Source organism: Paenibacillus sp. FSL R7-0026, from assembly GCF_038004485.1.
In the GTDB taxonomy this organism is placed as follows: domain Bacteria; phylum Bacillota; class Bacilli; order Paenibacillales; family Paenibacillaceae; genus Paenibacillus; species Paenibacillus xylanexedens_A.
In genome coordinates this window covers 908,677-928,495 of sequence record NZ_JBBORG010000001.1, presented here as the reverse complement: position 1 = coordinate 928,495, position 19,819 = coordinate 908,677, and the positions used below count along the sequence as shown (strand labels likewise).

General features: G+C 47.4%; 10 protein-coding genes. 2 read left to right on the top strand and 8 right to left on the bottom strand.

The genetic code is table 11. The features are described 5' to 3' along the window. Position 1 precedes the first annotated feature (1 nt). The 4 genes from MKY44_RS04225 to MKY44_RS04210 all read right to left on the bottom strand — a co-directional run bounded on the left by MKY44_RS04225 (position 2) and on the right by MKY44_RS04210 (position 6,350). Entirely contained in the window at positions 2-976 is a 975-nt protein-coding gene (locus tag MKY44_RS04225) for an ABC transporter permease (RefSeq protein ID WP_036606005.1), read from the bottom strand. A 136-nt stretch (positions 977-1,112) separates the two neighbouring features. Next, the gene (locus MKY44_RS04220) at positions 1,113-2,786 is read right to left on the bottom strand and encodes an extracellular solute-binding protein (protein WP_206537064.1); all 1,674 of its coding nucleotides are present in this window, start codon (positions 2,784-2,786) and stop codon (positions 1,113-1,115) included. 175 nt (positions 2,787-2,961) lie between these two features. Further along, a complete protein-coding gene (locus MKY44_RS04215; protein ID WP_341006130.1) occupies positions 2,962-4,536 on the bottom strand; it encodes a response regulator in 1,575 nt (524 codons plus the stop codon). 11 nt (positions 4,537-4,547) lie between these two features. Then, positions 4,548-6,350, bottom strand: a complete 1,803-nt coding sequence (locus MKY44_RS04210; protein WP_341006129.1) for a cache domain-containing sensor histidine kinase — start codon at positions 6,348-6,350, stop codon at positions 4,548-4,550. Positions 6,351-6,772: 422 nt separating this feature from the next. Between MKY44_RS04210 and MKY44_RS04205 the strand changes: the two genes are divergently transcribed. Further along, complete coding sequence (locus tag MKY44_RS04205; RefSeq protein ID WP_341006128.1) at positions 6,773-7,096, top strand: hypothetical protein; 324 nt, start codon at positions 6,773-6,775, stop codon at positions 7,094-7,096. Positions 7,097-7,235: 139 nt separating this feature from the next. On the opposite strand, the gene MKY44_RS04200 is transcribed toward MKY44_RS04205, so the two are convergent. The 3 genes from MKY44_RS04200 to MKY44_RS04190 form a co-directional block, all read right to left on the bottom strand. Continuing rightward, positions 7,236-7,442, bottom strand: coding sequence for a hypothetical protein (locus tag MKY44_RS04200; RefSeq protein WP_341006127.1), 207 nt, complete (start codon positions 7,440-7,442; stop codon positions 7,236-7,238). A gap of 242 nt (positions 7,443-7,684) precedes the next feature. Continuing rightward, a complete protein-coding gene (gnpA, locus tag MKY44_RS04195) occupies positions 7,685-9,859 on the bottom strand; it encodes a 1,3-beta-galactosyl-N-acetylhexosamine phosphorylase (RefSeq protein WP_341006126.1) in 2,175 nt (724 codons plus the stop codon). A 13-nt stretch (positions 9,860-9,872) separates the two neighbouring features. Then, on the bottom strand, positions 9,873-10,892 hold the full coding sequence (locus tag MKY44_RS04190) for a glycoside hydrolase family 88/105 protein (protein ID WP_341006125.1): 1,020 nt from the start codon (positions 10,890-10,892) through the stop codon (positions 9,873-9,875). A 171-nt stretch (positions 10,893-11,063) separates the two neighbouring features. On the opposite strand from MKY44_RS04190, the gene MKY44_RS04185 reads away from it, so the two are divergent. After that, the gene (locus tag MKY44_RS04185) at positions 11,064-12,005 is read left to right on the top strand and encodes an AraC family transcriptional regulator (RefSeq protein ID WP_341006124.1); all 942 of its coding nucleotides are present in this window, start codon (positions 11,064-11,066) and stop codon (positions 12,003-12,005) included. Positions 12,006-12,113: 108 nt separating this feature from the next. Here the strand turns inward: MKY44_RS04185 and MKY44_RS04180 are convergent, their stop codons facing one another. Beyond that, the gene (locus MKY44_RS04180; RefSeq protein ID WP_341006123.1) at positions 12,114-19,805 is read right to left on the bottom strand and encodes an S-layer homology domain-containing protein; all 7,692 of its coding nucleotides are present in this window, start codon (positions 19,803-19,805) and stop codon (positions 12,114-12,116) included. Positions 19,806-19,819 lie beyond the last annotated feature (14 nt).

The following is a 19,819-nucleotide window of genomic DNA, read 5'->3' as shown; positions in this document are numbered from 1 at the left end:
ATCATATCAATCGCTCTTCACCAAGAGACTTGGCAATCCCGTTGGCGATAAATATGAGCACCAGACTGACCACACTTTTGAAAATGCCTGCTGCGGTGGCAAGTGAGTAGTTGCCGAGATTGATCCCGTATTTCAAAACAAAAATGTCGATCGTCTCGGATACATCCTGCACAAGTCCGTTCCCCAGCAAGTATTGAATCTCAAAACCTGCGTTCAGTACGTTACCAACGTTAATAATAAGCAGGATAATAATCGTTGGTTTGATGCTTGGAAGCGTGACGTTGAACATTTTACGAAACCGTCCGGCTCCGTCGATGGAAGCTGCCTCGTACAAGCTCGGATTAATCGACGCCATGGCCGCCAGATAAATAATCGTGCCCCAACCAATTTCCTTCCACATGCTGGACAGACCTACAATCCCCCAGAAATATTTGGGTTCGGCAAAAAAATTGATCGGTGCATCAATCAGGCCCAATTTCGTCAACAGCACATTAACTATTCCTGTTTCCGTTGATAATACATTCGCAACAATACCTGTTACGATGATCCACGACAGGAAATGCGGAAGGTAGGAAACCGTCTGTACCACGCGTTTGAACAATACCATTCGCAGTTCATTCAATAAGAGCGCCAGACCAATCGAGCCGACAAATCCCAGAAACAGACTGATCAGGCTCATCGCCAGCGTATTGCGAATGACACGTAAAAATGTAGGGTCCGTGAATAACGTTCGAAAATGATCCACCCCAACCCAATCCTGCTCCATAAAACCAATGCCCGGTCTATAATTCTGAAACGCCATCAACCAGCCCCATAATGGTCCATACGCAAAAATAGCGATAAACGCAATAAACGGAAATGACATCCACATTAATTGTCGCTGACTTTTCATTCTGGACAGGTTGTACCCGATCCAGCTTGTTCCCGCTGGGATATGGCTGGTTTTTAACGAAGGCTGCAACTCCTTTTTGGCCATGTTTTTTCTCTCCTTGCTTACGAGTTTATCTATATCACCCAGTCTGGGTGAATCGATTCCATTCCTATCCAATCTCCCAATCTAGCGTGTAAGAAAGGCTACGGGGTTCCCCATAGCCTTTCTGTGTGACAGGCCTTTATCCCCACAGTTCCATACGTCTGCGGACTTCTTCCGTCAGCGCATCTTCATACGCTTTAATATCTGCACTTTCCTTGAGCGTGGCTTGATATTCTTCCCAAGCCTTATCAAATTCGGCTGGTGAAGTCATAATTACTTTTGGCAGCCATTTGCGTTTTACATCGTCCATTTTTTGTCTGGCGATGGTCTCCGGTTTATTTGGTTCAAAATTATAGGTATAGATTGGGAACCACGGTTCATTTTCCTCCGCAGGCTCAAGGAAGTCGGTAAACTTCGTATATCCATAAGCCTTCAGCACTTTTTTGTCGATGTCATTCAATGTGGCAAGATACTCCTCCGGCTGCTCCTTAGGGTCAAGAGCATTCTTCCCATCAGCGGTCATGCCTTCATGATGCGGGAAATAGACCAATGGGCTTCCCGTGTTTGCCAGCACCCAGTCCGGATCTTTGGAATTCGCACGTTGCTCTTCATTTCTGGAGAACACGCCTTTGTCATCGACTTGATAATCCACGCCTTCCTGTCCCCAGGTTCTCAATACCTCCATCTCAGGGTCCAGCAAATCATTAATATATTGAAGTGCTCCCTCGATATCCTCGCAGCTCTTTGTAATGGCCAAGCCACCATTCACGTTAAGGATTGGATTGTTCTGATAACGCCCTTTAACATCCTCGGAGAGTGTAATGGACAACGGTACATAGGTTTTGTCATACAATTTTTGCTTCACGAGTGATGCCTCGGCGTCAAGGAACTGCCATCCTTGATCCACCATGCCCAGCACACGTCCGGTTGAAATTTTGGAGATATATTGATCATAGTTTGCTGTAAAGGTTTCGTTATCGACGAGGCCTTGATGATATACCTCATTGATCTTCTTGAAATATGCCTTGGCTTCCGGAATGGTATTATAGTTTTTGGCCGTCAGCGTTTCTTTATCAACGATGGCTGCGCCTTCGTTAGGATAACCAGCCATGAAGAGCGGAGGGTTCTCCAGTGCAAAATAACGCCAGTCATAGGAGATAATTTCAAATCCAATGGTTGGCTGACCATCAACGGTCGGGTGAGCTGCTTTATATCGTTCAATCAAGTCGAAGTATTGGTCAAGCGTTTTGATTGTCGGATAATTATCCCACTCCAGTACGGCCTTCTGAATCCAGAATGCTTCTCCGTCATGGGATACTTTCATCGACTTCTCTTGTATATTGCCGAATTGAGGAATGAAGTAGATATGTCCATCCGTCGTATTTTTCATCTTCTTCCAGTCTTCGCCCAGGTAATTTTTGATGTTTGGATATTTATCGATGTAATCCTCAAGAGGTACTAACGCTCCTGCTGCTACCAGTTGCTGAGTACCATCACTGCCATCGATAAAATCGGGATATTCGCCGCCTGCAATGAGTACACCAATCCGCTCTTTGGCTGTTTGGCCCGTAAGCCAGTCCATCGTGACTCTGACACCTGTTTTCTCCTCAATAGCCTTTAACACCCGATTATCGTCAGGCGCAATTTTTCCCGGTACGGCAAAAAATGCGGAAAATTGTTTCAATTCCCTTCCATCTGCTGTCTTTTCCCCTTTCGAGGACGATCCCGGTGTACATCCAGTGAGTGCGATGACCAGTATTAAAGCGAGCAGAGCACTATACTTGATTCTTTTTCTAACATCCTTTTTCATCATGACCCCTCCATCGATTATATTGACAGAAGCTTTTTGGAAAGCGCTTTCCAAAGGCTGACTTAAAATTATCATGCTTCCATGCCCCTCTCAACGGGATAAACTATAGATGGAATCCCACTAATTCCAGCATCTGCGAAAAAAAATATCCCGCCGCTCCGTCAAGGAGTGCAGGATGTTAATCAAGAGAGTACGCAGCATGGGCACTTTTACGATATTGTGCAGGAGTCTCCCCCATGAGTTTCTCGAACCGGCTAATAAAGTAATCGGAATCCCGATATCCCACCATTGTTGCGATTTCGTATACTCTTTGATCTGTTCTGCGCAACAGCCGGGCGGCTTCCTCAATACGCAATTGATTCAAATAATCACTGAAGCTGATCGAGAAATGCTTTTTGAAAATCTGCCCCAGATATGCACTATTCATGTAAAACTGCTCCCCGAGCAACTTCAGGCTGATATTTTCTCTGTAATGCTCGTTAATGAAGGCCTCAATTTTGGCTAATACGCCCATCGCATTTGACTTTTGCTGCTCCTTCAGTTTCTCTGCGCACATAAGCGAGAATTCGCATAAATGTTCAATGTTTTCCTCCATGGATAACATCGCATAGTTCACCTTCAGAAAAGTCAATTCCATCAGCCCGGAATCTGGAGCAACCGTATCGTTGTTCACGAGATCCAGCAATGTGTATGCCAAATAATGCAAGTGGATGCGGACAATACCAGGCTCGATTCGCTCATCCAGAAAAAATTGAAAAATTGCCTTTGCATGACTGTGTAACTCATCCGTCTGCTGTTCCTCAATAGACTTGACTAGCCCATCAAACAATTGTTTTTCGAACTGTCCCGGCCGATTAACAAATAAGGTCGTATCCATAAGTTCGAAGTAATAAATGGGCCTGCAAGTGGTGAAGAAACGTAAGCTTTTCATTATGCCGCAAGATTGATAAGACTCGTGCAGCGCCTCCAACTCATGTACTTCCTTCCCGACATAACAAGCAATAGCCGCCTCTTGACCATGGCTCAGATCGGCATGTAATCGGGTCAAATATTGCTCCAAGGTCACTGCCTCACGGTTCACCATCAGGTCCATAACAATAAGCAGAACCGCATTTTTATCACCTGTGAACGGCTTCAAAATTTGTCCCGGCAAAGGCTTGCCCACCCATGCCTCAACCCGAGCGCACCAATCCGTTCCCTGTTCTGGACCGGCTTCCGCCTCAATCAGGATGCAACGCAGTATGCCGGCATCTTGATAGTGGGGCTGCAGACTCGTAACAGCATCCTCCTCAGCCACCCCAAGCAAGATTGACTGCATATGCTGAGCCATAATAATCCGATCTTTTTTTTGCTGATATCGCTTCTCTTCCGTCCGCGCATTAAATGCGACCCTGAACTCCTCAAGCACCTGAACCAGTTCGGTCTTCACAATAGGCTTGAGAATGTAGTCATCCACCTGGTATTTAATCGCCTGCTTGGCATATCCGAACTCATAGAATCCACTTAGAAGAATCAGCTTGATGTCACCGCTATATTGCTCGTACAAGGTTTTGGCAAGCTGCAATCCGTCCATTTCCGGCATCTTAATGTCGGAAATCACCAGATCGGGCTGCATAGCGCGTATGCACTCCAATGCCTGCATGCCATTGGAAGCCTGACCGCAAATCTGAAACCCGTAAGACTCCCAATCAATTAACAATAGAAGTCCTTGGCGAATAAATGGCTCATCGTCCACAACCAGCACGTTGATCATATCCTCGCTCCTTATTCTTGAGATGCCTGCATAAGAGGAATTTGAATGCCAATCGTTGTTCCCTTCCCCTTTTCACTGAATATGTGCACCTGAACGAAATCATCAAAATACATCCGTAGCCGAATATATGCATTCATCATACCAATGCTGCTAAGCTCGCTCATCCGATCCATACTCGGGTCTTGCATCATTTTGCGGAGCGAGGCCAGCTTGTCCTGATCCATACCGACTCCGGTATCTCGAATGGAGATGTACAGTTCATTACTTCGAATTTCGAATAATACCTCCACGACCCCATCATTCGACGTCCCCTCAATGCCATGGACACAAGCGTTCTCCACAAAGGTGAGAACGGTTAGTTTGGGTAACATCATGGCAGCAATGGATTCGTCTGTGATCCGGATTGCAAACTGCAGCTTTTCGCCAAAGCGATACTGCTGGATACTCAGATAACTCTCCACAAAATTGATTTCCTCTGCAATTGTAATCAGATCGTCGCCCCAATTGATCGTCTGACGTAACAGCAGTGCCAGTTTATGAATGACATCGGAGGTTTCAAGTTCGTCCTTGATCAAACTCCTCATACGGATCGTTTCAAGCGTGTTGAACATGAAATGGGGATTCACCTGACTCTGAAGGGCTTTCAGCTCCGCCTGCTTTTTGGAGAGCTCAAGGGCTTGCCGCTCCACTTGACCCTTAAACACAATCTCAATCAGGTTCTTGATCTTGATGACCATCATGTTATAACTATGGGTCAGGCTGCCGATCTCGTCCTTGCCCACAGGTCCCGATATCACCTCAAATTTCTCATGCTTCACTTGATCCAGGTGCTTTGCTATCCGATCAACTCTGATGACCAGTGATCTGGATATCAACCAGATCAGCAGTGTCGGAACCAACAGATTAAGAATAATTAGTAAAGTCAAATTAAGCTTTGAATTAACAATCTCCGACAGAACGTCCAATTTCTCCGTGCTGACGACAATCTGCCAATCCTCGGATACGACGGGAATCGATTGCATGGATTGAACAGGATCAATTGAACTGTTTGCAATCAGATTAAATGGCTTGCGCATCTGATTCATTTTTGAATCGTTCGAGAAAATGACCCTGCCATCCGAAACGACATACACCTTCCCATTTGCTCCCTCATTTTTAAGCGATTTGTTGATGAAAGCGTAGTCCAGATCAACCTTTAACACCTTTTCAACCTGTTGCTCCCCAAAGTAATCCAGCTTGCGAATAATGCTTACTTTGCGTCCTCCCTGACTTTGCGACATCTCCGCCTGCTGTTTGTCAAAATACGAATAGATCATGATATGGTCGCTTGTGTTCATCAGCGCTTGATACCAATCACTTTTCTTCACCTCTTCATCCAGCTTAATGAAGTTTCCTCCATTGACGAAGGTATCATTGCCAACATAAAACGTAATTTGATTCACCTGCTGGTAGCTGTAATAGTACCTGACCAGATTGTTGTTGCTAAGCATATCATAGTAGGCAGAGTAATAGTCTTCCTGATCGCGATACTTGAACTCCATGAACCGGTTCAGCGTTCCATCGGTATAGAGAAAATTGGACACATACAAGCTATTGTCTATACTGTTCCGCAGGTTGAACTTGATCCTTTGCTGCATTTCATTGAATCGGCTATGCTCCTTCTCTTCAATGTTACCTTTGATACTTTGGTAAAACACGGTATTTGTGACCAGGACCGGGACCAGCACACAAAAAATGAACAATATGTACAACTTGGTTTTGAGACTCCAATCATCCAGAAACTGAATACGCTTACAGTATTTCTTTCGGCTCATGTCTTATCGTTGTCTCCTCTAACAATTACATAGCATCAACGTTATTACTCAAAGTCATCATGGATGAACTGATTCCCCTGTTGAGAAGCATTATTGTTCCCATGCATATCACCATGGCACAGCCCCTCCAGATATTTAAGGTTGAGCAATGAACGTACCCCTTCATCATATCCACCTATAACATAGTATATTTTAAATTTATTTTCCAGAATATATATTTAATGAAGTGAAATACTTCATCGGAACTCATGAAGGTTTATTTCCTGACAATATGAAGCTCGACAAACTGCTTACCGACTAGGGCATTGACCATAATACCTATGTTTATCCCAAAAAATCCTATAATCCACTTGTAAATTATATTATTCCGGGTATAATACTCGGTATATAGAAATGTGAAGCCGACTGGAGTGAATAACGCCATGAGTTCTTGGACACAAGCTTGGGTTAACGATTATTTGGATTTATATAATTATGCCCGTACAATAGGAGACTCGGAATGGGCTAAAGATATTCTCGAAAAGCTTCAAGAGCAGAAGGATGAATTGCTACAGAAAGAACGAGAGGTTGTTATGCTGCGTGAATTGCTCGCCAACTATGACCGGATTAACAACCAGCTATTGGAAATATTTAATAAACTGCGGGTCGCTTCCGAAGGTTCTCAGACCGATTCCCTACAGGAGCAATGGTTCAAATTAAAGCTTATGCGTATCGATGTGTCGAGGAAGATTCTTCAATATAAATAAAGAAAAAAGCCGGTCTGCAGTTCGTCTGATTAACCCGCCTTGATTAAGGCTTACTACGCTTTTGATGTGATGCGTACAGTCAACTGTTCCGCGCATTATGTAAAGCCCGCCAGCTTTACATTAAATAAATCATCAATAATTACATCGATGCTTTCTTCATGTTGCTCATCATGCCCATCATTGTAGTCATCATTTCGTCGCATTCTTGCATACAGGACATCATTTTATTCATGTCCATGCCTTCCATCATGCTTTTGTCTTCCATGCATTCCATCATCATCTTCATGGATTTCATCTTGCACATCATTTCTTCCATACTCATGTTCATCATCATCATATTTTCCATCACCCATACCTCCTATTAAAATGTAGTAGACTTCCTTTTTTTAGCATAAACGATAGCCTACGTAAAAGCAATCTTTTTCCTCTTGCATTTCCATAAAATTTATTGTATAATACGCATTTAACTTATAAATCCAGTCGGGAATACAGACTTTAATAGATACTGAATACAACAAAAGCTCAAGCATTGGCTGATTGCCGCAGCTTGAGCTTTTTTCGTTATGAAATAGAACCCATATCTGCTCCTTACACCGATTTTGTTAAACCAATTTTGGTGATCACCGTATCGTACGGGTCCAATTCCACGGTCTGTTTTCCATGCTCTGTATTGATCGTCGTGGACTGAACCTGATCGCTATTATTGATCACAACCAATATGTTGCTCTCAGGATAGTAAGCGCACTCGGTATACAAGTTATCCGTGATGTACTTTGTTTCATGGAATTCATTGCCCGCAAATCGAATCAAATTCAGAAGTAGTCTTGTATTTTCCCAGCTGAATTCGAAGGAAGGTAAATAGATCCCTTTTCCTTTTCCAAAAGCATGTGTGGACAGTGTGATCCGACCATCCGTTTCACTCACTACAGCTGCTGAGCCATCAGTAAGATAAATGTTATTTTTCGGAAGTATGCTGGCCCCCTCAGGCACCAAACCATACTCATCACTAACCTCATACGACCATTTTCCATGAACAACTCTAGCGCCTGTATCCTCATACACCCCAAGCACATGAGCCATTCTAAAATAGCTGTCGTAACCGTCCATTGCCGAAGGCTGGTTAATGCCCATAAAGGTACCGCCCTCATACACCCATTGGGTCAATAAGTCCACAGACTTGTGGTCACTCCAATGCTCCCCACCGCTCCATGCTGAACCTGCAGAGCCGGCATTGATGACAACATCTACATCCTTCAATGCTCCCTGACGAATATCATCAAAATCAATAAACTGTACGTGAACAGGCAACCCGGCTAATGCCTCATTCACATGAATCAGATCATGCATATGTGTTTCATGAAAATGACCGGATAAGGTCCACGATCTTAACTTGCCCCAGCTATGCAGCACGGCTACCTTTGTCTTGATGTGATACGGTTTTCCCTCTTGATGAAGCTCCTTCATTTCCCTGAATTCATGGGCGATCTTCTCAATATAATCCACAAAATCCGGGTAAGGCTCAACCAGATGCAAATATCCACCCAATCCAATCCGGTCAATCGACTCACGCAGCAGCGCACGCCGGATATTAATCCAATATTTCTTCGCATCCAGGGTAGGATCTCCGCCCTCCTTGAAGGTAGGAAGCCCACCTAAGCCAACTGGGAACAAGTAGGGATGCAAGCGAATCTCATGGGTATCAGCCTTAACGCCTGAGCACATTCTTGCCTCATAACCTGAGAACACACATTTGATCATACCGTCGAATCCAAATTCCTCAAAGCGATCATTGTACGGCTCCATGCCCACCCAGCTGTCATCATAGAAGACATACGCCAGCTTGTTATGTTTGTGGACAATATCAATTAATTTCTTACCGAATTCAATGACAAAATCATTGATAAATGCCATCCAATCTAGCTTTCGCTGATCCGCAGGCATATGAGTGACCCGATATTTACCGCCATTTACAAAGTCCTCGGCTGAGAGTGAATACCCATATTTTTGAGCAAACAGATCCAGTGCTCTCGAACTTACGGTAAAATCGTATGAACCCCAATCCGAGAACAGATGGCGGTTCCGCTCATCACTGCCCCAGATCCAGGCGAAGTTATAAAATAGGGACGTAAAACGTACAACCGTTGTTTCCGGGTGGTCTTGGCACCACTTTTCCATCCAATCCAGCAAATAGGTTTGTGTGTCTGTATAGATCGGGTCAATCTGCATCAGGTGCTCTTTGTCCCAGTTATTCGTCGTATGGTTGTACATGGAAATCTCTTCCCATATCCGATAAACCATGAAACTCACCGTGTATTTATGCCAAGGAGCAACGCCGGTAATGACAACATTGCCAGATTCCCTTTCATAATTCCACTGTCCTCTAGGTACCTCTTCCCCAGTCGTTCGGTCATACACCTGCCAATATTTAAACGCTTCTTTGGAATCATTCACCCTGAATTGTTCAGCGAAGAAGTCCTCCATCAGATAGATGGAGACATAATCTTGGACAGCGACCTTGGGATTGGTAATGAGAAAACATTGCTGCAGTTTATCCAGATTACGGGATGCCCACTCATTATGATCCCGAATAATGCAAATGGTTGAATAGATGCCGTATCCGGCATTAATAATCTCATCGGACAACTTTGTACCGTCACTGTCACGGATTACATCGGCACCCCAGCGATCGGCAAGTTCCAGCGTCAGTGCCTCATAACCGGATTCTCCCGGTAGTGTAAAGGAGCCTTTGGTTGGTTTGGACAATGTGGTTCCCTCCCTATCTCAACATATCGGACAGAAAAGCGAGTGCCAGGCCCTGACCCCAGCCCTGAATCCAGTCTTTTGGAATATTGCGATAACCATCCCGATCCTTCATGACCGCCGTACCACCAGATACACCAAGCACGCGCCCATCTTCACTAATGTTGCTCAGGATGCCTTCCAATGCTTTTTGCACATATTTCGTATGCAGTGGATTGCCATTATTGATCATGGCTGCTGCAATACCCGCGGAAGCGGACACCTCTTCGTACGAATCTTCGTCATCCAGAACCGTACGCCACAAGCCATTCTCGGTCTGCACCAGCTTGAGAGCCGCCAACTGATCGCGAAGTGCACACTCTACATCCATACATTGCGGATACAGGTACCAGTCGTTGAGCTGAGGTTTTACTTGAGACATCGTATAGGCTCCCCAAGCGTTTGCTCTTCCCCAGTAAAATCCGGACATATGGTCCTTGTTGATATTGTTATAACCGTGATACCACAGACTGCTGCTCGGATCCTGCAGGTATTTGATATGCCAGTAATACTGATTCAGCGCATCCTGAATCATGGCCTCATCTTTTAATTTGCTACCTACGCGGAGCAGGAAAAATGCCGCCATAAACAAGGTGTCCGCCCAAGCCTGTTCGGGGAAATCATTGGAAACGGATACCGTATGCTGAAGCACATTGTCTCCAAAGCGAAGCGCATGGTTCTGGAGATAATCGACTTTGCTGAGGACAATATCCCAATATTTCTGATCCCCGGTTTCTTCATATAAAGTGATGAGCACATGGCCCATGGCACATGTATTTACCGTCCAACTTGGCAGACCCAGCTCGATATATTCGTCCGCCCATTTCACCAGCCTGTCCAGAATCTCTTGGTTGCCTGTCGTTTGATAGGCTCTGGATACACCATAATAAGCCACTCCACCAGGCCAATCCCATGTCAGATCCATATCCAGTGTTTTCTTGGTAACGCTCTCGATTACGTTTAGAATCTGTTCCCTGTCATATTTCACTTGAAGCATTGTTATTCCCCTCTCCCTGCGCACACGCCCCCAAGTGCGCCCTGAGAGGTGTCCGTCCATTTTTGTAAACGCTTTACTTATTCCATTGTACGCAGTAAAATAGTCTCAATCTAAGCATATTCGCAACAAAACTGTGCAATTTCAATCATTTATACATAGGAGTCCTCGAAAATGCCCAAACCGAAGAAACCGGTCATTGAATATCGTCACTACAGTCTGCCCATTGATTTTCCTGTCCTTTTACTCAGTGGAGACCGCTGGAGAATATCCGATATCAAGAGTGAGCATCTTCATTTCCATAACCACATGGAGATTGGCATCTGTTATTCGGATGGAGGCATCATGGAGATTAAGGGGGAATCTGTACCTTTTCGGGCAGGCGACATCACGTTCATTCCCCGTTATCTTCCGCATACCACATACAGTTCGCCTAATAACGCCAGCCTGTGGGCCTATATCTTTTTTTCACCGGAAGAGCTCTTCCGCCATTCGCTCAAAACAGCCCAAACTCATATTGAACCGAATTTATGGGCCATTCAGGGAACCAATTGCATTCTGAATAAGGAACAGTATCCCAAAATTCATACACTAGCAACATCAATCGTAGAAGAAATGAAGCAGCAGTCCCCCTACTATCGAGAGAGCGCGTACGGCTTGTTGATGTCTCTATATATCGAACTGCTTCGAGTTCATGCGAGTAACGAGAGCTGGTCAGCGCAAGATCAGGAAAGGGACCTTCAAGGTGACTTGGTCATCTCACCCGTGCTGGAGTTTATCACCAAAAATTATATGATGCCCGTGACCATCGATTACCTCGCTGAACTGTGTCATCTGAGTACAACGCATTTTCGCCGCAAGTTCCATGAAATTATGGGAACCACACCGCTCGATTTTCTGAATAGTACCCGGGTCGAAGAGGCATGCAAGCGACTGAAAAGCACGGAGGCCTCCATTCTGTCCATCTCCGAGCAGGTCGGCTTCCGATCCATCTCTAGCTTTAACCGCTGCTTCGCCAAACTGATGGGAGAATCACCCAAAGCCTGGCGCAAAGGCGCTCATACGGAAGCACAGTCTGCAAAAGCGTCGATATTGGAATTTACGGGGTGGGTATGAATTCACGTACAGCATATTGAAATAACCCTGCTCATAAAAAAGATACAAAAAAGCCCGAAAGTCATGATGACTTTCGGGCTTTTCCAGTTCAAATCAACAACTTCATGTTTACAGCAAATCCAGTTCTACAAGTAATCTGCGGACAAGAGTTGCCATCTCGGCACGAGTTACCGGAGCTTTAGGCTCAAGTGTCGTTGCCGATTTGCCTTGAATCAGACCCAGCTTCACCGCTTGTGCGGCACTGTCTTTGGCCCAATCAGACAACGTTGATGCATCGATATAACCCTCAAGGCTAATAGCTGCACTGCTCACAGCTGGCGCAGTATGTCCTGCCATCTCGTATGCACGGATCAGCATGACCATCACTTGCTCACGTGTCATGGCATCCTGTGGACCGAAACGATTACCACTGTAGCCCGTCATGAGGCCATAGGCAGTTGCTGTTTGCACCACATCGTTGTACCAATCTGCTGCCTTAACGTCTGCGAATGGTGAACTTGCGCCTGTGTCTGGTTTCAGGCCAAAGGCCCTCACCATCAGTGCAGCAAGCTCTGCCCGAGTCATACTACGCGAAGGCTCATAACGAGCAGACGACACGCCATTCACAACCAGACGTGATGCCAGATCATGAACTGCTTCGCTTGCCCAGTGGCCCTTCATGTCGCTAAACGCAGTGTCATATCGGATCGGCAAGTACACGCTGTTGGTCAGACTGCTTGCGATGGCAACCATCCGCCCTTCCCGCACTTCGAATCGAGTAGGCACATGCCGCAAGCTGCCGTCAGACTCAAGAACGACCACGGTCGATATGGAGCGCTCGTCCTCTCCGACCGGCAGGTACAGTTCTTTGGTTGTCATTTTCAAAAGTTTATCAATCTCGATTGACTTGGTACCGTCACTTGCCGTCATGTTGAAGGCAACCGGGGTTCCTCTTGGAATCGTACGTCCCTCACTGGCAAGCTTCGCAGCAAGCCGTTCGTATGCCTGATCCGGTTTACCTACATTTAAGCTTACTTTGATATCCTCGGCCTTTTGCGTCGGGAAAGCTGCTTCAAGTGCGTTCAGATCGATGGCATTCCAATCCAAACGGTAGCTGCCCCAATCGCTTTCCAGATCCATCGAAATGTCTTTGGCAGCGAGTTGTTTAATCAGATCCGCATCCAGTTCGAAGCGTAGTTGCTCCAGTTGGCCCGCAACGTGCAAACGAATTCGCTGACCTTGCTTGACTGCATCCAGCAGCGCTTCTCGCACAGGATGAGCAACCACGGTTGGGCCACTTACGCCTGGCGTAACATCGACCAGCAACAATCCATCCTTCTGCACTGCGTCCAGTTCCAGAGGTATCTTCAGGTCTCGACCTCCAATGGCACTATCGATCGCTACACCACCCACCGTTAACGGACCAACAGGCACATTCGATGCCAGTGGTTTGCTACCGCCCAAGCTTGGCTCGCTTGGTTCCACACTTGAAGAGATCCGCTCATTCACCTTCACCGCAGCAGAGGATGCTGTCGTGAGTTTTGGCTCACTCGTTGTTCGTTTGGCGATAACAACCCACTCGCCTGGTTTTGCTTTGATGACTTTATCGGAAGGCAGCGTGTTCCATCCGCTGATATCCTGTTCAAATGTTGGCAACATCACTTGCGATTGTTCCGTGAAAATCCGGTATGCCAGTTCACTGCCAACCATGTTGCCTTTATGTCCGGCAGCGCTGATCGAGACACGTGTCTCTCCCTTTTTGCCCGTGCCGATTGTGGATGCTTTGATCGTATCCATGTAATCCGGCGGTGCAGCTCCCGTCTTCGGTGCAACAACGGATACGATATCCGTCGTGCTAAGCTCCGTACCTTGCCATGTATAATCGGCTTGGATTAGAGCAGCTCCAACACGTTTTCCGTCAAGAAGGCCATCATCCTGAACGGCTGCGTTCGCTTCACCCATAACCACACTATAGGTGATGCTGTTGTTGTCTGCGAGTTCACGAGTTCCATCCGTATACTCCACATAAGTCTGAACCGCAGCTTGTTCTCCACCGGCAACAAGTTCTTCCGGCATAACCAGTTTCAGTCTGCGCGGCAGCTTGAAGTCGCCGTTCAACACCTCAACAAGGGCAGAGTTCACATTGCCTGCCGCGTCCTCGGTTTTAATTCGGAGACGGGTCTTCATGCGGTTCGCATCAATCGGCACCTCATGTTTAAAGACTCCATTCTCGTCCGGTTTGAACTGTGCCAATTTTTGATCACTATCGGCATCCGTTACCGTCACTTCGGCATCGGTCATCGTTGTACCCTGTACGAGCGCAACGCCTCCCTGTGCCCGTTCGCCTTGTGAAGGCGAATCCAGATAGATCATCGGAGCCGTCGTATCAATCGTGACATACAGCATTGTAACTGACGTATCCCCCGTGTTAGTATTACGAGCTTTGAGCTGGACTGCGTATACACCATCTACCTCAAAGTTGAACTTCAGCTTGTCTGTTGTTGCAAGGTTAGTAGTGCCGATCGAACCATCGTCCGTCGAAGCCTCTACAACCACGTTTGGCTGATTCGAAGCCGCGTTCACTGTTACCTGATTCGAACTTGTAATAACCTCGTATTTATTGTTAACCACTTGTTTGTTATCGAGCGAAAGCACTGGCCCTGTAGGGGCAGGAAGCAGCTTCGACCCGCTATACGTCGTTGTGGATAAACGAAGATTCGCTTGCTCGTCGGAAGCCGGTTTACGTGCGACCGTAACGCCCATACGATACGATTTGCCCGGCTCCAGTCCGGAATGGCGTACCTCTTTATCCTCCATGGCAATGGTGCCGTCTGCATTACGCTGCACTTTGCCGTCCGCACCCAGCTTAGGCGTTCCTAGTGCATTCCATCCACCTACGGTCACATGATACTTGCCATCCTTGAGCGTAGCTTTCAAGTCGGATTCACTGTATCCTTCTTCGCCGAACGGATCATATAGATGTCCTTGCTCATCCGAAGCGGTCAGGATATAAGTGAACTCTTCTGCTTCTTCTTCAGCTGTTTTGGTGATCGCCGGGAAGGCCACCTCGAACTGCCCGTTACCGATGCTTCTCGTTTCCACCACTGGCACGGCGTTCGGAGCAAACGGATCTACGAGCGTATAACCTTCCTGTGAAGATAAAACAGAGAATGCCATGTCCGTTTTCAGTTCCGTACGCAGATAATATGTGCCTTGTTGCAGAAAACCACGAAGGTCTGCTCCGCCGAGGTACGCAATCTGTTTCACGTCAAAGGTCATCTCGCCGGATGCACGACCGTCAGCACCAATATCGGCACTTTCGATCTCTATTCCTTTGGCAATCATGATCCCTGGATCAATGGATTCGTCCGGTGTAGGTGTTGCCTGCAAACGTTCCGAAGACAGATACAGATCAACCGTATCTCCAGGCGAAGCGTTGTCCACGGTCCAGGTTGCTGTGAATTGGTCCGCATCCTGTGTATCTATCGCAAGTTCCGTCGAAGACAGTTCCGGAAGTACCGGAATGTTCATCAGCTTGGACTTGACCGATTGACTGGACGTCAGCGTCCAGCTTCCCGTTTTTGCATCGTCCTGTGGAATCGCAACATAGATCCGACGGATATCGGTTCCTTGAAGCTCTTCTTTTTTGGTCACTGTTGTACCGTCGCTCTTCAGATCACCCTCTTTAGGTGCTTTGATAATCTGTTCAAACGCCGTTGCGTTCCGATCCGTTGCTTCTCCGTACACAATATTGTACGTGCTTCCGTCGTCACGTTTCAGAGTCAGGGTAGGTCTGGTTGTTGTAAAATACTCCAATTCAAGCAGCGCATCCCCTGTCACTCCGCTCATCGGGATCACATGCGTTTTCCCTCCATTGGACGTACGAATGCCGCCAATGCCGAGGTTTTGCGAGCTGTCCTCGATCATATCGATGCCGTCCCCAACGGCGGTATACCGAATCTCGTAACGCTCCGGCTCCTCATTCTCCCATGAGGTCGCAAGCGTCTCTATTCCCGTTCCGATCTGTAACAGGCGCGGACCCTGTTCTGGATCATTAATCGACAGGTGTGCGAGTGCCTCGTTATCCAATGCCGATCCATCGGTCATGAATGAGATGCCGCCGCCCCAGTAATATTTGATGCCCAGGGTGAGGAATAACAAGGAAATCCCCGCCCACAGCTCATCGTTATTAACGCCTGCACGGGTTCCAAATCCTAAACCGCCAACAACCGGCACTGAACTTGGTATTTGTATTTTGGAGCTGACCATGCCTTCAAAATCGACTCGTCCCTTCTCCAGGTTCTCGCCGATAAACAGGCTGGCACTGCCCACAATGATATCCCAACCACCAACATCAATCTGTGCCCGCGCACGGATAAACATTGGACTGGCCCATTGGGTTTGAACCAGTGCTTCTGTCAGCATCGGAATGACTTTGCTGCCTTCACCGAAGCCGAGCTTGCCCACTACTTTGAATCCGGTAGCTTTGAGCGTCAGGTCTACACTACCTGAGAAAACAGCTGGTTTCTGTCCCAGCTCCATATCGATGCCTGCCTCCAGCGTCAGCGGTAAGCGCTCGGTACCACCGGCAATCGTCATCGCAAGTTCACGGATTGCGCCGCGAATACTTGAGATTTTGGTAGCCGGATTGATCATGATGCCCGGATCAGGAAGGTCCGATCCAAAAGCAATGACGTCGGGAATAATTCGTCCATCGGGAACCCGTTTAAAAGCAAGCTCCGCACTAATGGAGAACAAGTTCTCCAGTTTGGCCTCGAAGTTAACGCCGTACGAATTCATGACGCCGTATTTGTTCGGGTCTTTATAGTGCGTAACATTGATACCGCCTTTTACGCTATCCTCGGAGTCCGGTTTGAACAAACCAATTCTATTATCCAGTTCAAACGCCAGTGAGGAATCGATGCCCACGAAGCCCGATTGGTTGAACATAACGTTGCTTACTTCCCCATTTACAATAAACATCTTCATTGCACCACCGAAGGACACCCCATCCTGTCGAAGCACAAAGTCATTGAGTTTCAACCCAAAGCCATTCAGCGAGAAGGTAGGTGTTGAAAATAACGTATGTTTATTAAAGTACACATAGGAGACAAGCAGATTGCGGTATGGATTGAGCGCATCGCCCAGCATACCGTTAGCCCAAGTCAAGGTTCCGTTCAGGGTAGGGTCTTCCGGATTGCGTCCTTCCTCCCATGCCTGCTCTTCATCCGTCAGCTTCGATTCCGTTCCGAGTGACTTATCGAATCCGTTGTAGAAATCAACGGTCCATTCGCCGGAATGGAATACGAAACCGCTATTCGCCACGCTTAGGGTACCATCGCCACCCACAAAGAGGGTTTGCAAGAACGGCGTGTCGGTATTTGCTCTCAAGTCTTTGGCGAGCGGGAAATTCCCCGTTGAAATGGTGAGGTCTTTCCCGCTGTAAGCTACACTCTTGTTGAGAATCGCAGGTTCAGTATCCGATTGAACCGTATATTGGGCGTTTGCCCCCGTACCGGACTGCACGATCTTACCGCGCACTTCCAGAACAACCTCCTGCTCGGTATCATCATCAAGTCCTTTTTTGAACGTTTCGAATGCTGCTTCATTTTCGAATGTTTGGACCGCATATACCGGCGAAGCCGATGCATCGATGGCTCCAGCTACATCGAGAGCAGGGTCCAGTTTGCGTGAAGCTGCTACCATTTCCTGCTTGGCAGCAGTCAGTCTCGCCCGATCCTGATCCAGCTTTGTTTTGAACTGCGCGTCCGTCAGGTTACCATACGTCCATGGCAGCACGCTCGCAAACGTCGCTTTCTCACCAGCACCTGCATTTAGGTCCAGTTTAGTTTTATATACAGCGAGAATTCCGGCTTTGCGAACCCGGTTCTCTTCGTTCTCGGTTATGGCAAAAGTCTGGTCTGTCTTGAAGCTCAGCGCTTCAGCCAGCTCGGGAATTGACTTGTTCCGATAGTCCACTTGCACGGCATATTCCCCAAGCGGCAAGAACGCATCGTTCAGCACTTCAAGCGTTGTGCCGTCCGCCTTCACCTTTTCCCCGCCACGATATACCAGCTTCAAATCTCCCGCGAACCCGTTTCCAAGTGGCTGGGATGTTACGGAACGGGTCACCGGCACTTTGTAACGATCCCCGTTCTTCACGTTCACCAGATACATGTCAAAGTTGGCAGCGGTAGACGTTGCTTCATTACCAACATTGTAGGCAGCGATATTGGACACGTTCAGCGTGATGTACTTCTCGTCCTTGCTGTACGCTTCCTCCGGTGACATGGCGTAGACCAACGTCTCTCTTAATTCGCCAACCGGTGGCAGGAAAATAAAACCTGCTCTTGACGATTCATAGATTGCGCGAATTTCCGATTCCGGCAGCCCCTCGCTCTCTTGAGCAGCCGTCTCCAGCTTTTTCTCTGTCTCCGGGCTGCTCACCGTCACCATATATTGGCGCGTTGAAGGCCAAGCTTTACCTGTACCCTTCACTCGCCATTTGGCTGCGACGACCTCGCCTGGTTTATACGGAATGAATTCAATGCCCTGTGCAGCTTGTTCCGGCGGAACATCCTTGCGGAAGGTAAGTTTCTGGCTTGTTGCATTGAGTTCCTTCCCGTTCTCATCCACAAAGCTCAGACCGTTCTCCAGTGTCAGAGTCACATCAATCTGGCTATGGTTTGTGTTGAACATCTCCAGGTTCTCGATCTCCGTGTTCACTTCGAACACGCCGTCATTAACGTAACCCGTCTCTTCCTCATTGGTCTCCAATTTCTGCGTTGGATCCAGGAAACGAACATCAAATACCTTCTCCGGGGATACAATCTCTCCCAAACCGTACACCAGTTCATACGAGTGCTGCGCGCCAGCTTGAACCGTATCAGGCTCCCAATAGAAAGCCACGGCCGTATCGGCTGTACCGTAGTCATTTGTATCCTGCGTAAAATCAAGATTCTCGTCCGGTTCATATTCCCATTTCGTTCCGGCGAGATTGGCCCAATGGCCTACTACCATTTCATCAACGATGTTAATACCGCCCTCGAACAAGTTGTTGAATCCATAGGCAATGACATTTGTCGCCAGAGGATTGCTCAGATCAAGCTTGTCCCGCATCACCCAGTACGGTGGCAGTTTATGCAAATTGTATGCCTGCTCGTCCACGTTTTTGTCATAACCGAGCTTCTCTGGCTCATGAACCAGTTTGCGCTCCACCGTAAGTGGAACGGAATAATTCTGCCCGATCTGGAAGGCCGGGCCGTCATTGCCACCAACCGACGTGTCCAGCAATACACGTGACCCAATCTCTACCTTGGCATTTGTCGTATTCTCCACTACATATTGAACACGCGCATTACCGCCCTGATCCTTGTCTTCCTTCAACAGCAAAGTGATCACTTGGCTGATGCGAATACCTTGAACGGTCCATACGGTAACCAGGCTTTGGGTACCGTCATTTCCCGTAACGACCTTTGGAGGTGTAACCTCCGAGGTCCAGTTCGGTGCCATTTTGTACGGATTACCAAAGATTAGATCCGTTCCGTTGATGCGGAATGTTGTGAACGACGTCTCCGGGTTATCTCCACCAAAGATCATATCCACGCCGTTATCCTTTTTGCGGATTGGCTGGCCGTCTTCTGTACGAATGCTGAAGCGCCCACTTGCATTGTCCACTGTTACTTTGATAAATCCGTTCTTAATGGATGTCGTTCCCGCTGAGGATACGGCCGCTGCCGCGATGTGAAGTGGCAAGACGCTGATCAGCATGACCATGGCCATCAACGTTGCGATTATCCGAATGATTTTGTTCCGTCGCATGGGTGAACCCCTTC

Excerpts from the sequence above, each read along its gene's own strand:
- MKY44_RS04205 (WP_341006128.1), top strand. The coding sequence starts at position 6,773 with ATGAGTTCTTGGACACAAGCTTGGGTTAACGATTATTTGGATTTATAT.
- MKY44_RS04215 (WP_341006130.1), bottom strand. The coding sequence starts at position 4,536 with ATGATCAACGTGCTGGTTGTGGACGATGAGCCATTTATTCGCCAAGGA.
- MKY44_RS04225 (WP_036606005.1), bottom strand. The coding sequence starts at position 976 with ATGGCCAAAAAGGAGTTGCAGCCTTCGTTAAAAACCAGCCATATCCCA.
- MKY44_RS04210 (WP_341006129.1), bottom strand. The coding sequence starts at position 6,350 with ATGAGCCGAAAGAAATACTGTAAGCGTATTCAGTTTCTGGATGATTGG.
- MKY44_RS04185 (WP_341006124.1), top strand. The coding sequence starts at position 11,064 with ATGCCCAAACCGAAGAAACCGGTCATTGAATATCGTCACTACAGTCTG.
- MKY44_RS04180 (WP_341006123.1), bottom strand. The coding sequence starts at position 19,805 with ATGCGACGGAACAAAATCATTCGGATAATCGCAACGTTGATGGCCATG.
- MKY44_RS04200 (WP_341006127.1), bottom strand. The coding sequence starts at position 7,442 with ATGGAAAATATGATGATGATGAACATGAGTATGGAAGAAATGATGTGC.
- MKY44_RS04220 (WP_206537064.1), bottom strand. The coding sequence starts at position 2,786 with ATGATGAAAAAGGATGTTAGAAAAAGAATCAAGTATAGTGCTCTGCTC.
- MKY44_RS04190 (WP_341006125.1), bottom strand. The coding sequence starts at position 10,892 with ATGCTTCAAGTGAAATATGACAGGGAACAGATTCTAAACGTAATCGAG.